General features: G+C 66.4%; 8 protein-coding genes. 5 read left to right on the top strand and 3 right to left on the bottom strand.

Features of this window, described 5'->3' with window-relative positions; all coding sequences use genetic code 11:
• Positions 1-17: 17 nt before the first annotated feature.
• The gene (locus ISF28_RS25870) at positions 18-2,594 is read right to left on the bottom strand and encodes a TonB-dependent receptor (protein WP_198120055.1); all 2,577 of its coding nucleotides are present in this window, start codon (positions 2,592-2,594) and stop codon (positions 18-20) included.
• A gap of 353 nt (positions 2,595-2,947) precedes the next feature.
• Between ISF28_RS25870 and ISF28_RS25865 the strand changes: the two genes are divergently transcribed.
• Both ISF28_RS25865 and ISF28_RS25860 read left to right on the top strand, forming a co-directional pair.
• On the top strand, positions 2,948-4,381 hold the full coding sequence (locus ISF28_RS25865) for a glycoside hydrolase family 32 protein (RefSeq protein ID WP_198120054.1): 1,434 nt from the start codon (positions 2,948-2,950) through the stop codon (positions 4,379-4,381).
• Positions 4,378-5,730 (top strand): MFS transporter, encoded by a 1,353-nt coding sequence (locus ISF28_RS25860; protein WP_198120053.1) that lies wholly within the window; start codon positions 4,378-4,380, stop codon positions 5,728-5,730. Before ISF28_RS25865 ends, ISF28_RS25860 begins: the two co-directional genes overlap by 4 nt.
• Positions 5,731-5,736: 6 nt before the next feature.
• On the opposite strand, the gene ISF28_RS25855 is transcribed toward ISF28_RS25860, so the two are convergent.
• Positions 5,737-6,792, bottom strand: coding sequence for a LacI family DNA-binding transcriptional regulator (locus ISF28_RS25855; RefSeq protein WP_229519393.1), 1,056 nt, complete (start codon positions 6,790-6,792; stop codon positions 5,737-5,739).
• Positions 6,793-6,861: 69 nt separating this feature from the next.
• On the bottom strand, positions 6,862-8,214 hold the full coding sequence (locus ISF28_RS25850; protein ID WP_198120052.1) for an oligogalacturonate lyase family protein: 1,353 nt from the start codon (positions 8,212-8,214) through the stop codon (positions 6,862-6,864).
• A gap of 546 nt (positions 8,215-8,760) precedes the next feature.
• On the opposite strand from ISF28_RS25850, the gene ISF28_RS25845 reads away from it, so the two are divergent.
• The 3 genes from ISF28_RS25845 to acnB all read left to right on the top strand — a co-directional run bounded on the left by ISF28_RS25845 (position 8,761) and on the right by acnB (position 15,860).
• Entirely contained in the window at positions 8,761-11,709 is a 2,949-nt protein-coding gene (locus tag ISF28_RS25845; protein WP_198120051.1) for a TonB-dependent receptor, read from the top strand.
• A 46-nt stretch (positions 11,710-11,755) separates the two neighbouring features.
• On the top strand, positions 11,756-13,129 hold the full coding sequence (locus ISF28_RS25840; RefSeq protein ID WP_229519392.1) for a BNR repeat-containing protein: 1,374 nt from the start codon (positions 11,756-11,758) through the stop codon (positions 13,127-13,129).
• A 145-nt stretch (positions 13,130-13,274) separates the two neighbouring features.
• The gene (acnB, locus tag ISF28_RS25835; protein WP_198120050.1) at positions 13,275-15,860 is read left to right on the top strand and encodes a bifunctional aconitate hydratase 2/2-methylisocitrate dehydratase; all 2,586 of its coding nucleotides are present in this window, start codon (positions 13,275-13,277) and stop codon (positions 15,858-15,860) included.
• The last annotated feature ends 217 nt before the right edge of the window (positions 15,861-16,077 follow it).

The following is a 16,077-nucleotide window of genomic DNA, read 5'->3' as shown; positions in this document are numbered from 1 at the left end:
AGCGGAGCTTGCGCCGCTTAGAAAGCGTAGCGCACCGACACGCTGGCCGTGCGGCCCGCTTCCGGACGCGACGACACCACGCCCGCCGCACCGATCGCGGCGCCCATCGCGCGGATCTGCGCCAGCGAACCCTGGTCGACGCCGCCCGAGAACGCGACCTTGTTGAACAGGTTGTTCACGTTCAGGCTCACGGTCGTATTCGGCGCCACGTTGTAGTTGACGAACGCGTTGACGAGGCTGCGGCCTTCCACCTGCAGCGTGTCGGCGTCGTCCGACCACACCTTGCTCTGGCCGACGATGGTGAAACCGGCTTGCGCGGGGCCGAAATCGTAGCGCGGCGAGATCGAGTACAGCCAGTGCGGCGTGCCGTGCGGCGTATTGCCGACCGTGCTGTTGCCCGTCGCCTGGCCGACCAGGTCGGACGTGATCTTGAGGTCCGTGTACGTCGCGTTGGCGTTCAGCGCGAAGCCGCCGATGTGCAGCACGGATTCCAGCTCGATGCCGTTGGAGCGGTAGCCGATCTGGTTCAGCTTCGGACCGACGGTGCGGGTCTGGTCGTAATCGAATTCGCTGACCGTCGTGTGGTACAGCGTGGAGAACAGGCCGTACGAACCCCAGTCGCGGTGGCCGCGGTATTTCAGGCCGACTTCCATCTGCTTGACCTGGGCGACGGCGGCGGCGTCCGCGCCGGCGGCCAGCGCGCCCGTGGCCGGGTCGATGTTACTCGAGAACAGCAAGCGGTCGGCGATCGCGCGGCCGCCGCGGCTGACGCGGGCGAACGAGCTGACGTCCTTGTCGAACTGGTAGTTGGCGCCCAGCGAGTACGAGTTGTAGCCGACCTTGTAGTTGATCGGGTGCGGATGCGCGCTGTCGATCACATACACATTGCGTTCCGCGCCGGTGATCGCGCCGTCGCCGTTGGCGTCCAAGCCGCCCGCCACCTGCATCGGTCCCGCATAGCTGCCGCTCGCCTTCACGCTGTCGTGGCGCACGCTGGCGTCCACGTCGAGCGGACCGTTGGCGTACGTGAGGCCGAGGTAAGGCGCGTCCGTCATGTAGTGCGCGTCGTAGCTGCGCGCGCAGCAGCCGCCCCACTGGTCGTTGTAGCCCGTCAGGCCCATCGTGGTGAGCGCCGCGCCGCTCGCGCTCTTCACGTCGATCAGCGCGCCGTCGCGGCCCGCTTCCATCAGGCGGCCGCTGATCGACCACTGCTCGACGATGTTCTGGCTCGAGTGGTAATAGCCGGCCTTGCCGCTCATCTTGGCGCCGCCCACGTGCCAGTCGCGGCCCACCGACAGGTCGTTGGCGTAGTGGCCGATGTCCGGCGTGTGCACGTCGATGGCGGCGCCGTTCGACACATACCCGGTGGCGAGGTTCGCCTGCGTCACCGCTTGGCCGGCCTTCGCGCCGTTCGCGTAGACGGCCGTGGCGCCGCTGCCGAAGCCGGCCAGGGTGCCGGCCAGCGTGTCGAGGCTCCAGAACTGCGTCTGGAACGCGCCGCTCTGCGACGTGTAGCGGAACTTGTCGTCGACCGTGTAGCCGCCGTCGAACCGATTGTGGAATTCGAAGCCGATCGCGTTCGACTTGACCGAGATGCCCTTCGTCAGGTCCGCCACGCCCGCCGCCGTGCCGACCGGGCCGACTTTCGGCGCGCTCGTGTTGTAGATCGAGTTCTGCGAATCGCGCAGCACGTCGAAGCCCGGGATGCTGGAAAAGCCCGACAGCGTGTTGCCGTCGATGTCGGCCCTGGCGGGCATGCTCGTGTAGGTGGGCGCGTGGTCGTCCAGGGCCTTGAAGTTGACGCGGAAGTAGCCCTTGTCCTGGTTGAAGGTCTTGGTGACGTTGCCCTTGATCTGGTAGCCGCGTTCCGTGTTGTACGAGCTCGCGCGCGGGCCTTCGCCGTCGCGGTAGAAACCGCCGACGTGGAAGCGCAGGTCCGGACGGATATGGCCGCCGTATTCGAGGTCGGTGCGGTTTTCCTTGTAGTTCAGGCCATGCGCCAGCGACACCGTGCCGCCGTCCTCTTCGCCCGTCTTGCTGATGAAGTTGATGATGGCGCCCGGCGCGTGCGAGGCGAACGTGGACGCGGAACCGCCGCGCACCGTCTCGACGTGGTCGACGTTGGCGTCATAGCGCAGCCAGTAATCGTTGTTGGCGAAGTTCATGTCGCCGAATTCCACGACCGGCAGGCCGTCTTCCTGCAACTGCACGTACTTCGAACCGCCGGACGCGATGGGCAGGCCGCGCACCGTGATGTTCGAGTTGCCGCCCGGACCGGCCGAGCTTTCGGCGCGGATGCCGGGGATCAGGTGCAGCACCTCGGCTTCCGAACGGGGCGCGAAGTTCGCGATCTGGTCCGGATCGATGTCGGTGACGGAAATCGAGCTGCGCATCTTGCTCTTGCCGCCGGAGACCCCGGTCACCACGACCGTGTTCAGGCCCAGTGCGTCGCCCTGCTTCGCCGCCGGCGCCGTGGCCGCCGGCGCGGCGGCTTCCTGCGCCTGCGCCATCGGCGCGGTCAGCGACACCGCGGCGGACGCGGCGAAGATGGATTGGACGGCGGCGCACAGCGCACGCTTGTTGTAGTGCTTCATGAGGTCTCCTTCGGTCTCTTATTCGGTTGTGGACGCCGTGCGATGCTTCAGCGCTGAAACCATGGTAATCAAGACTGCAAGCAATTGCAATCGATTGTAATAAAACTTTTTTGAGCACACATTGCCCGCAAATTTTTTTCGCCAAGGCAAATGCGGCGCGCGCAATATATGAGAGAAGCCGCGTTAAAGCGGCACATCCTCGCTGGTAGCGCCACAGCAAGTGCGACAAAATTACAACACTTCCCCATGAATGCGCGCCGAACCACACAGCGCATTGGAAACGATTGCAAAGGTTTGCAATCGACGCTATCCTGACCGGCATAACGAGCGCCACACGCCAAGGAGACACCCGCATGCACGACACAGCGCCGGCCTTCCGCCCCGGCTACCACTTCACGCCCCGCCGCAACTGGATCAACGATCCCAACGGATTGCTGTGGTTCGACGGCGAATACCACCTGTTCTACCAGTACAACCCGAACGGCGTCGTCTGGGGCGACATCGGCTGGGGCCATGCCGTCAGCACCGACCTGCAGCACTGGGAAGAGCTCCCGGTCGCGCTGCATGCGGACGAGCACACGATGATCTATTCCGGCAGCGCCGTCGCCGACACGCGCAACACGAGCGGCTTCGCGGGCCCCGGCGAAACGGCCCTCGTCGCGATCTACACGGCCTGCCGGCGCAACCCCGGCGGCCTGCAGAACCAGCACATCGCGTACAGCACGGACCGCGGCCGCACGTGGACGAAGTACGCGCACAATCCGGTGCTGGACCTCGGCATGGCCGAGTTCCGCGACCCGAAAGTCCAGTGGTATGCGCCCGGCGGGTTCTGGCTGATGGCCGTCGTGCTGCCGGAACTGCACCGCGTCGCGTTCTTTGCGTCGGACGACCTCAAGTCGTGGCGCCACCTGAGCGACTTCGGCCCGGCCGGCGCGACGGGCGGCATCTGGGAGTGCCCGGACCTGTTCCCGGTAGAATGGCAAGGCGGCACGGCCTGGGTGCTGAAAGTCGACGTGTTCGACGGCCACGTGAGCGGCAGCATGGGCGGCCAGTACTTCGTCGGCGACTTCGACGGCGAACGCTTCACGCCCTACCCCGGCCAGCCGGCACGCTGGAGCGACCATGGCGCCGACTTTTACGCGGCGCTGTCGTGGAACGGCCTGCCTGAAGGCAGCGCAGGCCCCGTCTGGATCGGATGGATGAACAATCACCGCTACGCGAAAGACACGCCCACGCTGCCGTGGCGCGGCGCGATGTCGCAGCCGCGCCGGCTCGCGCTGCGCCGGGATGCGCGCGGCCTCGTGCTCGCGCAGGCGCCGCTGGCCCAGCTGGCCGACCGGCGCACGGCACACGAACACGTCCCCCGCATGCGCGTCGAAAACGGCGCGCACGTGCGGCCGCTCGCCGGCATGCAATGGGACATCGAAGTCACGTTCGCCTTGCGCGACGCGGCCGAATTCGGCCTGCGCCTGGGCGACGCCGGCGGCGACCACACGCTGATCGGCTACGACGGCGAGTCGCACACCGTCTTCGTCGACCGGTCGCACTCCGGCCTCATGACGGGTCATCCGGATTTCGCGGGCCGCCGCGCCGCGCCGGTCGATGCGGCGCCCGAACTGCACTTGCGCATCCTCGTCGACAACTGCTCGGTGGAGGTGTTCGTGAACCACGGCGCGGCCGTCATCACGGAACTCGTCTTCCCGGCCACGGCCCCCGCCTCGCTGGCGCTGTACGCCATCCAGGGCGGCTTCGACCTCCTGTCCCTCGATCTCTGGCAGCTCGCATGAACAACGTCCATACCAAACCGCGCCTCAGCCTGCGCCAGATCCTCGAAATGAACCTGGGCTTCTTCGGCCTGCAATTCAGTTTCGGCCTCCAGCAAAGCAACGTCAGCGCCATCTACAGCTACCTCGGCGCCTCCGAGGCCAGCATGCCCCTGCTGTGGCTCGCCGGGCCGATCACGGGCCTGCTCGTGCAGCCGCTGATCGGCGCGATGAGCGACCGCACCCATTCGCGCCTGGGCCGGCGCACGCCCTACTTCCTCGTCGGCGCGATCATCTGCAGCCTGGGCCTGCTGGCGATGCCGTACAGCCCCACCTTGTGGGCCGCCGCCGCCCTGCTGTGGATGCTCGACGCCGGCAATAACGTGACGATGGAGCCGTACCGCGCCTACGTCAGCGACCGCCTGGACAGCCGCCAGCATTCGATCGGCTTCCTCACGCAGAGCGCGTTCACGGGCCTCGCGCAGATGCTGTCCTACCTGACGCCGTCGATCATGGTCTACTTCGGGATGAGCCAGTACGCGGTCGACGGCAACCACATCCCGGTGATCACGCGCATCACCTTCCTGATCGGCGCCGTGCTGTCGCTGACGACGATCCTGTGGTCGATCCTGCGCGTGCCCGAACTGCCGCTCACGAAGGAGCAGCGGGCGGAGCTCGATGCGAAGCCGATGTCGTTGGGCGCCAGCCTGCGCGAGGTGTGGGACGCCATCGTCGAGATGCCGCGCGCGATGCGCCAGCTGGCGCTGATGAAGCTCCTGCAGTGGTACGGCATGGCGTGCTACTGGCAATTCCTCACCTTGATGATCGGCCGCACCCTGTTCCACACGGCGAACCCGAACTCGGACGGCTTCCGCGACGCCGTCCTCGTCAACGGCCAGATCGGCGGCTTCTCGAACACGGTCGCCTTCCTCGGCGCGTTCGCGATGATCCCGCTGACGCGCCGCTTCGGCCCGAAAATCATGCATGCGATTTGCCTGTGCGCGGCCGGCGTCGCGATGCTGGCGCTGCCGGCGATCACGACGAAGGCGATGCTGTTCGTGCCGATGGTCGGCGTGGGCCTGGGCTGGGCCAGCATCATGGGCAACCCGTACGTCATGCTGGCCGGGTCGATCCCGCCGGAGCGCACGGGCGTCTACATGGGCATCTTCAATATGTTCATCGTGATCCCGATGCTGATCCAGGGCGTGACGCTACCCTTCATCTATCACGGCTGGCTGAACGGCGATCCGGGCCACGTCGTGGCGCTGGCCGGCGTGCTGCTGCTCGGCGCGGCCGTCGCCACGCTGTTCGTGGGCGTGCCCGGCAAGGCGCCCGCATCGAACGCGCTGCTCACCGGCGACAAGCTGTCCTGAGGGCGGTCAGGCGGCGCTGCTGCCGCGCACGACCAGGCGCGTCGCCAGCAAGCGCGGCGGCGCGGCCTCGCCCGCGATCTGCGCCAGCAGCGATTCCACCATCGCCGAGCCGGCATCCTCGATGCTCTGGTGGACCGTCGTCAGCGGCGGGTGGAAGTACGACGCGGGCGCGATGTCGTCGAACCCGACCACCGGCACGTCGCCCGGGACGTCGCGCCCGTAGTCGCGCAAGGTGTTAATGACGGTCATCGCCAGCAGGTCGCTGACGACGAAGATGGCGTCGAAGTCGAGCTTCGCCTCGACCATCTGCTGGACGGCGCGCCGGCAATCGTCCGCATTGAACGGGACGGTCACCTGCAGCGCCGGGTCGAACGCGATGCCGGCGCGCGCCAGCGCCGCGCGGTAGCCGTCGTAGCGCTGCGCCACTTCCGGGAACTTGACGTCGCCGATGAAGGCGATGCGGCGCCGGCCGAGAGAAACCAGGTGGCTGACGGCCAGGTCGCCGCCATGCACGTTGTCGCTGCCGACCGTGCAATACAGCTGCTGGTCCATCTTCGCGCCCCACACGACGAGCGGCACGCGGCGCGCGGCCAGCTGGTTCAACTGGTCGTGGTGGCGCCACTGGCCGATCAGGATGATGCCCAGCGCCACGCCCGTCTCGTAGTAATGCGCGGCCGCGTCCAGGTGCTGCGAGCTCACGCGCGCAACGAGCATGTCGAAGCCGCGGTCCGTCAACGCGTCGGCCAGGGTGCCCAGCATGCTGAGGAAGAACGGATCCGACAGGTGCTGGCGGCTCTCCTCGTCGTACGGAATCACGACCGCGATCGTGCGGTTGTGCCCCTGGCGGAGGTTCTTCGCGCCGACGTTGATCGTGTAGTTGAGCGAGCGCGCCAGCTCGAGGATGCGCTCGCGCGTCTCCTCGTTGACCAGCGGGCTGCCGTTGAGCGCGCGCGACACCGTCGACGTCGCGACACCGGCCAGGCGCGCCACGTCGGCCATTTGCAGGCGGCGCTGCGATGCGGGTGCGGTGGCGGACTCGGGTCGGGCGTCTTTTTTGGGCATGGCTCTTTCAGGGAAAACGGCCGCCGGTCGGTGGCTGCCGCGTTGAAAGATTGTACCATCGGCCCGGGGCTACTTCGCCGCTTTGACGTTCGTGGCGACGGGCTCCTGCGGCTTGAATTTGCGCGCCAGCTCCGGCGTCGACATCACGTCGGTCGCACCGGCGGCCGCCTTCTCCACCTCGACGCCCAGCACATAGGTGGGTCCGAACATATTGGTGCGGAACACCACCATCTTCCGGTCGGGCGTGAAGCGGATGTTCGGCTCCAGGTGATAGTCGTGGTGCGCCATGTTCACCAGCCGTTCCGGCTTGAACACGCCCGGCTGCCAGAAATCCTTGTCGTCGATGGCGCCCTGTCCCAGGACCGACTGGGGCCGCAGCAGCACGATCCACTCGCCGTCCGGCGCATGCGCCACCTGGCCCGGATCGCCGCCGTCGCCCGCGAACAGGCTGCCGTCGCTGGACACGTTGAAATGGATCGACCAGTCGTTGCGCTCGAGATGATAAGCGGTGCGGCGGCCGGTCGCGAGATCGCGGCCGGCCACATAGAAGCTCGCGCCCTTCGGATACTGCCAGTCGTACCAGACCGTCTTGCCGTCCCGTCCCCAGAACTCGTGCCCCGCGATTTCCATGGCCATCGTCCGGCGATGGATCAGCGTATTCGCCGAGCCGTCCGTGCGGATGGTCCAGATGCGGTCGACTTTTTGCCAGGGCCCTTCATGGCAATACATCAGCAGCTTCGGGTCGGTCGGCGAGAACAGCAGGTGATTGATCCAGTCGGTCGATTGCAGCAGCCTGGTCTCCTTCCCGCTCTTCAGGTCGAGCGCGAACAGCACCATCGGAATGCGCGCGGCCAGGCGCCGCTCCATCATCTCGCCCTTGTTGCGGGGCTGGTCGAGCGGACCGCCCGGCGCGTCCTGGCGCGCCCGCGCTGCGCGGCGCACTTCGTACGTCCCGGCCGCCAGCGTCTCGTCGGCGTTGATGCTGTCGATCTTGTAGCCGGCCGGGACGTCGACCAGTTTTTGCCGCGCGCCGGTATCGAAATCGACCCGGTTGATCGAGGTGACCTTCGTCGCCGGATCGTCGCTCAGGTAGAACACGGCATTGGTCTTGCGGCCCACCGCGATCGTGCGCGCCGCCATGCGGTCGCCGCCGTTCGGCACCAGCAGCTTGGTCTTGCGGGTGCCCAGGTCCAGGCCGTGGATGCCGTCGGGGGCGTTGTACACCATCCACCTGCCGTCCGGACTGATCGCGGTGACGTTGAAATACAGCGACGCCGAACCCGGTTCCGGCGTCAGGCGCCAGACGCGGTGGCCCGTGTCCTTGTCGACCCAGGTGGACGGGATCGAAGCGGCGCACGCCTGACCTCCGCTACCGGCAACGGCCAGAAACACCAACGCGCGCAACGTGCGGGACCTGAACATGAATACTCCATGCGATGTCGTCGAAAAAGAAAACTGCCGACGCCAATTATGGAGTGCCTTGCCGTGCGGAAGTGCTCAGAAACGTGATTGCGACGGCCTCTGCATGTCCGGCCATTGCGTAAACACTCATCAACTTGATCGCACCTTGCCGAGCTCTGCGGAAGGCGACGGTCTGGCGCGACCGCAGGCCCGCGATGCTCAATGCTTTACCCGTCGCCGCATCGGCGCGTACTCACCACGGATGACGTTAGATAGACGATTTTCGATGACGTTGACGCATATTGATATTGCTCCCGCACGCGCTCCGCACGCCGCGCCGCGCAGTGTATTGGTCATGCCAATTCCCGTCGCGGCCGTAACGGAGCGTCTGCGTCTCCTCAACCGGTCCGGCCACTTTCACGCTTTTCCCTGTTCCCGGAACCGATCCGCCTGCCGGGACGATAGCTGCCTGCCTGCGATCGCAGTACTATCGCGCCGTTGAGACAACGTTGTCCCACACAAAGACCACCGGTTTGAAGCCCACTACTTTGATAAGGCGATAAAAAGATGGAGACACTGAAAAAGATGAGCCGCGCCCGGCGGCTCGGCTGCATGGTCGTACCCGCCATGTGCATTCCCGCGTTCGCGCACGCGCAGGACACGGCCGGCGACGCGCCGGCGGCGGCGGCCAGCCAGGTGGTGGTGACCGGCTACAGGAAGAGCTATACCGACGCCCTCATCATGAAGCGGCAGAACATCGGCGTGTCGGACAGCATTTCGGCCGAAGGCGACCGCTTCCCCGACCTCAATGTGGGGGAGGCCCTGCAGCGCATTCCCGGCATCCAGGTCAATCGCGAGGAAGACGGCCGCAGCGCCTCCGTCAACCTGCGCGGCCTGCCCAGCGCCTTCGCCAAGGTCACGATGAACGGCATGGACTTCGCCGCGCCCGTGCTGGGCGGCGCCACGCCGATGGGCGCTTTCGATTCCGACATCTTCAGTGCGTTCACCGTCATCAAATCGGTCTCCGCGGCGGAACAGAGCGGCGGCATCGCGGGGAATATCGACATGGTCATCGCGCCCGCGCTCTCGCGCAAGGAAGGCGCGTCCGTCAAGGTCACGGCGGAGCACGACACGCTCGGCAACTACACTTCTCCCAAGCTGTCGCTGAACGTGGCGAAAAGATACCTGGACGGCAGGCTGGGCGTATTCGCCAACCTGTCGCGCAAGAAGGAAAAGTTCCGCCGCGACTCGCTGTACATCAACCAGTTCACCCAGCTCAACCCGGCCACGACGCCGGACTTCCTGAACCGCTACAAGGACTATTACGCGTCGAGCTGCGCGGGCCAGCCCTCCCCGTGCGTGGCCGCGCCGGGCGGCACGGGCGCCCTCTCCAACGCCGGCGTCACGGCGCCCACCGACATCCGCCAGGCGGCGCAGGTCAACGACGGCACGCTGACGTCGGGCGCGTTCGGCGCCGAATTCAAGGTGTCGCCGCACGTCAAGGTGGGTGGCACCTACTTCTTCACCGACCGCGAGATGAAGGGCACCGCGCTCGACATCCTGGACATCGACTACCGCGACGCCAACACCATCCTCGATCCGACTGCGGCCCCGGTCAAGCTGTCCGACGGGCGCTACTACACGATGGACTACAAGTTCACGAACCCGCGCGTGTTCGGCTCGATGCGCAAGCAGCCGTTCCAGCAGAAGGCGGACGGCCTGAACCTGAAGGGAACGTTCACCAACGACGACTGGCGCATCGAGACGGCCGGCGTGCTGTCCAAGGCCACCAACTACGGCTACCAGGGACAGCTCGACGTGCGCAACACCGCCAAGGCCCTGGGCGCGGGCGGCGCGGGCAACGGCATCACGGGCCGCGTCGGCCTGTCCAGCGGGCTGGACAATTTCACGATGGGCTTCGACCAGAGCGCGCCGGCGCTGGGCGCCGCGCAGCTGACGGGCCCATGGACCTGGGGCGGCACCGGCAACACGCCGACCGTCACCAACGCCACCGGCGACGTGTTCATCGTGGCCGGTTCGGACAACTACGCCGACAACCGCGTCAAGGCATTGCGCCTGGACGCCGAACGTTTCCTCGACATGAGCTGGCTCGAATCGGTACAGGGCGGCGCCCAGTACAACAAGAACACGTACGACTCGCGCGCCTACCGCTCCAGCGCCGCGGGCATCGACTACAGCAAGATCAGCACGGACTTCGTCGTGCCGAGCGCGTTCGCCCACGACTTCTTCGGCGGTAACGCCGGCAACTACCTGACCAACTGGCAGACGGTGAACTACGACCTCGCCAGCTCGACCTTGCAGCCGACCATCGCCGCCAACCTGATGCGCACCGCGAGCGGCTGGGTCAACGATCCGGCCGACGGCGGCTTCACCAGCAACAACTTCAGCGTGGACGACGACATCAAGGCGCTCTACCTGATGGGCAAGCTGGACGGCAAGATCGCCGGCATCCGCGTGCGCGGCCACATCGGCGTCCGCCACGAGGAGACGAAGCAGACCGTCGTCTCGATGGACCGCACGGGCACGGGCGCCACCGCCACGTTCCACACCAATACCAAGGAGACGACCTACAAGAACAACCTGCCGTCGATGCTGCTGGCCGCCGACCTGACCAGCAAGCTGGTTCTCCGCTACGGCAACTACAAGACGTTCATCCGGCCGAATCCGCGCGATATCTCGCCGATCTCGACGACCGTCGTGGAAGACGCGGTGAACGGCGGCTTCTCCGTCAGCCTGGGGCGCGTGAACATCACGCCGTACACGTCCGATTCGCAGGACCTGTCGCTCGAATACTATAACCGCCCGAACGGCCTGATCGGCCTGGCCGTGTACCGCAAGAAGATCCACGGCATGATCGTCGGCGAAAACCGCGATGCGATGCTGTGCCCGTCCAACGGCTACAACCTCGGCCTGGGCAGCTGGAGCGTGGTGGGCGACCGCTGCGTCAGCGACATCGCGGCACCAAGCGGCAAGGGCCTGAACGGCAAGTACACGATCGACGTCAACGGCGCCGTCAACTCGCCGAACGACCTGGTCGCCGAGGGCGCCGAACTGACGGTCCAGCAGACCTTCGACTTCCTGCCGGCGCCGTTCGACGGCATGGGCGGCGTCTTCAACTATTCGTACACCCGCACGAAGGGCAAGTCGCCGGACGGCTCGCCGGCCTTCCTGAACAACGTCTCGCCCCGTTCGGCCAACCTGATCCTGTACTACGAGACGCCGGTGTGGGGCGTGCGCGGCGTGTATAACTACCGCGACGACTACAACCTGCCCAGCGGCGGCACGTTCAGCGGCGCGGCGCGCTCGGTCAAGGCGCGCGGCCAGTTCGACCTGTCGGCGTCGTACAAGCTGACGGACAACCTGTCGCTGGCCGTGGACGGTTTCAACCTGACCGACACGTTCCGCCAGGAGTACGAAGGCTCGATGGCCAAGCTGCGCCGCGCCGACTACGACGGCCGCACGTTCCAGGCCTCGCTGCGCTACACGTTCTTCTGAGCGGCATGCCCGGGATCGCGGTCGCCGGGCATGCGATGCGCCTACAATGCACCCGAACCTCGACGACACCCTCCACATGACCATGGACACACCTGCTCCAACCCGTTACACGCGACTGCTCGTCGCCACCGTGTCGGCGCTCGCCTTCGCCGGCTGCGCCCAGTTGCCGACCGCGCGGCCGCAATTGTCCGACGTCGCGCCGGCGTGGGCCGCCAACTCGGTGAATACGGTCGTATTCCGCAAGAACTCGCTGGTCACGGCCGGCGACACGCAATACATCGCGTTCTACGACAGCGATCGCTACGTCGTGCTGGGCCGGCGCAAGCTGGGCACCCGCGCCTGGACGCTGCACCGCACCCAGTACCAGGGCAATGCGGCCGATGCGCACAACACGATCAGCATCATGGTCGACGGCGCCGGCTACCTGCACGTCGCCTGGGACCACCACGACAACCGGCTGCGCTACGCGAAGAGCGTCCGTCCCGGCGCCCTGGCGCTGGGCGACAGGCAGCCGATGACCGGACAGGACGAGGACGCCGTCACGTATCCGGAATTTCACCGCATGCCGGACGGGGATCTGCTGTTTTTGTTCCGCAACGGCGCGTCCGGCGAAGGCAATCTCGTGGTGAACCGCTACGACGTCCGGACGGGCACCTGGCACCGCCTGTTCAGCAACCTGATCAGCGGCGAAGGCGAGCGCAGCGCGTACTGGCAGGCGTTCGTCGACGGGCGCGGCACGATCCACCTGTCCTGGGTGTGGCGCGAATCGCCGGACGTCAGCAGCAACCACGACCTCGCCTATGCCCGTTCGCGCGATGGCGGCCGGACCTGGGAAAAGTCGGATGGCGAACGCTACGTATTGCCGATCACCGCCGCGACTGCGGAATACGCCGTCCGCATCCCGACCGGCAGCGAGTTGATCAACCAGACCTCGATGTCGGCCGACCGCGACGGCCGGCCCTACATCGCCACGTACTGGCGCGACCGCGACAGCCGGGTGCCCCAGTACCGGATCGTGCGGCGCACGGCGGCCGGCTGGCAGGTGACGACGCTCGGGTTCCGGCACACGCCGTTCAGCCTCGCCGGGGGCGGCACCAAGGCGATCCCGATCGCGCGGCCGCAGATCATGATCGACAGCACCCGGCCGCGGCCGGCGGGCGTGCTCGTGTTCCGCGACGCGGAGCGCGGGAACAAGGTGTCGGTCGTCACGATCACGGACTTCGACCGGCCCACCTGGTCGATCCGCGACCTGGACGAGGCGTCCGTCGGCGCCTGGGAGCCGACGTTCGACACCGAACTGTGGCGCGACAAGGGCGAGCTCGACCTGTTCGTGCAGGACACGTCCCAGGTCGACGGCGAAGGCGAGGCGGTGCGCCCGCCCAGCCTCGTCCGGGTGCTGGCGTGGAAGCCGTCCTTCTGAAAAATCGCATGTGCGACGGAACCACGTTCTTGTCGCCTTTTCGACGATTGCGTCTTATGTCTTATATAAGAGCTGAGGTACAATAGCGGCAGCACAGGCAAGTCACCCGCTTTCCTGATTTTCAAAACGACTGAAAGAGCCTTTCATGTTAGCTGCATACCGCACCCACGTCGCCGAGCGCGCCGCCCTCGGCATCCCCCCGCTGCCCCTGTCGGCGGCCCAGACCACGGACCTGGTCGAACTCCTCAAGAATCCGCCGGCGGGCGAGGAAGCCTTCCTTGTCGACCTGATCACGAACCGCGTGCCCGCGGGCGTCGACGACGCCGCCAAGGTCAAGGCCGCGTTCCTGAACCAGGTCGCCAAGGGCGAGGGCACCAGCCCGCTGGTGTCGCGCGAACTGGCGACGCGCTTGCTGGGCACGATGCTCGGCGGCTTCAACATCAAGCCGATGATCGACCTGCTGGACGATCCGGCCGTGGGCAAGGTCGCCGCCGAAGGCCTCAAGAAGACCCTCTTGATGTTCGATTACTTCCACGACGTGAAGGAACTGGCCGACAAGGGCAGCGCCAACGCCAAGGAAGTGCTGCAGTCGTGGGCCGACGCCGAGTGGTTCACGTCGCGCCCGGCCGTGCCGGAAAGCCTGACCCTGACCGTGTTCAAGGTGTCCGGCGAGACCAACACCGACGACCTGTCGCCCGCCCCCGACGCGACGACCCGTCCGGACATCCCGCTGCACGCGCTGGCCATGCTGAAGAACCCGCGCCCCGGCATCGAGCCGCAGGAGCCGGGCAAGATCGGCCCGATCGCGCAGATCGAGGCGCTGAAGGCCAAGGGCAACCTCGTCGCCTACGTCGGCGACGTGGTCGGCACCGGTTCGTCCCGTAAATCCGCCACCAACTCGGTGCTGTGGTTCACCGGCGAAGACATCCCGTTCATCCCGAACAAGCGCTTCGGCGGCGTGTGCCTCGGCACCAAGATCGCCCCGATCTTCTATAACACGATGGAAGACGCCGGCGCGCTGCCGATCGAAGTCGACGTGTCGAACATGGAGATGGGCGACGTCATCGAACTGCGTCCGTACGACGGCCGTGCGCTGAAGAACGGTGAAGTCATCGCCGAATTCAAGGTCAAGTCCGACGTGCTGTTCGACGAAGTGCGCGCCGGCGGCCGCATCCCGCTGATCATCGGCCGCGGCCTCACCGCCAAGGCCCGCGAGTCGCTGGGCCTCGCGCCGTCCACGCTGTTCCGCCTGCCGCAGAACCCGGAAGACAGCGGCCGCGGCTTCTCGCTCGCGCAGAAGATGGTCGGCCGCGCCTGCGGCCTGCCGGAAGGCCAGGGCATCCGCCCGGGCACGTATTGCGAACCGAAGATGACCACCGTCGGCTCGCAGGACACCACCGGCCCGATGACCCGCGACGAGCTGAAGGACCTGGCCTGCCTGGGCTTCTCGGCCGACCTCGTGATGCAGTCGTTCTGCCACACTGCCGCTTATCCGAAGCTGGTGGACGTCAAGATGCACAAGGAACTGCCCGCGTTCATCGAGAACCGCGGCGGCGTCGCGCTGCGTCCGGGCGACGGCGTGATCCACTCGTGGCTGAACCGCCTGCTGCTGCCGGACACCGTCGGCACCGGCGGCGACTCGCACACCCGCTTCCCGATCGGAATCTCGTTCCCGGCCGGCTCCGGCCTCGTGGCCTTCGCCGCCGCGACGGGCGTCATGCCGCTGGACATGCCGGAATCCGTGCTGGTCCGCTTCAAGGGCGAGATGAAGCCGGGCGTCACCCTGCGCGACCTGGTCAACGCGATCCCGCTGTACGCGATCCGCCAGGGCCTGCTCACGGTCGACAAGAAGGGCAAGAAGAACATCTTCTCCGGCCGCATCCTGGAAATCGAAGGCCTGCCGAACCTGAAGGTCGAACAGGCGTTCGAACTGTCCGACGCGTCGGCCGAGCGCTCCGCCGCCGGCTGCACGGTCCACCTGGACAAGGCACCGATCATCGAGTACATGAACTCGAACATCACGCTGATGAAGTGGATGATCGCGCAGGGCTACCTGGACCGCCGCACGCTGGAGCGCCGCATCAAGGCCATGGAAGCGTGGCTGGCCAACCCGGAACTGCTGGCCCCGGACGCGGATGCCGACTACGCCGCCGTCATCGAGATCGACCTGGCCGACATCCATGAACCGATCGTCGCCTGCCCGAACGACCCGGACGACGTCAAGACGCTGTCCGACGTCGCCGGCGACAAGATCGACGACGTGTTCGTCGGCTCGTGCATGACCAATATCGGCCACTTCCGCGCCGCCTCGAAACTCCTGGAAGGCAAGACCGACATCCCGGTCCGCTTGTGGGTCGCGCCGCCGACCAAGATGGACCAGCAGGTGCTGACGGCCGAAGGCCACTACGGCACGCTGGGCCGCACCGGCGCGCGCATGGAAATGCCGGGCTGCTCGCTGTGCATGGGTAACCAGGCGCAGATCCGCAAGGGTGCGACCGTGATGTCGACGTCGACGCGCAACTTCCCGAACCGCCTCGGCATCGACACCCGCGTGTACCTGGGTTCGGCCGAGCTGGCGGCGGTCTGCTCGACCCTCGGCAAGATCCCGACCCGCGAAGAGTACATGGCGCACATCGGCGTGCTCGCCCAGAACGCCGACCAGATCTACCGCTACATGAACTTCGACCAGATCGGCGAGTTCCGCGACCTGGCGGATTCCGTGACCGTCTGATTCTGACGCGTCACGCGGCCGAGGGCCGGGTCCTGTCGTAGACGGGGCCCGGCCCTTTTTCATCGCCCTCTCGTTTTCCGTCCTGGCTGCCCGTCCGCATGGCGCGGCCAGAAAACAACATGTAAGTTATCGATACCAAATTCTATTGTTGACAACGCAAACTTGACATAGAATCCCAAAAAGTTATCGATATCATGACGGTAACCAACCCATAAAA

This window comes from Massilia rhizosphaerae (assembly GCF_016093545.1).
GTDB classification, from domain to species: domain Bacteria; phylum Pseudomonadota; class Gammaproteobacteria; order Burkholderiales; family Burkholderiaceae_D; genus Telluria; species Telluria rhizosphaerae.
The sequence above is the reverse complement of the archived record's forward strand: the minus strand, read 5'-3'. Positions and strand labels throughout refer to the sequence as shown.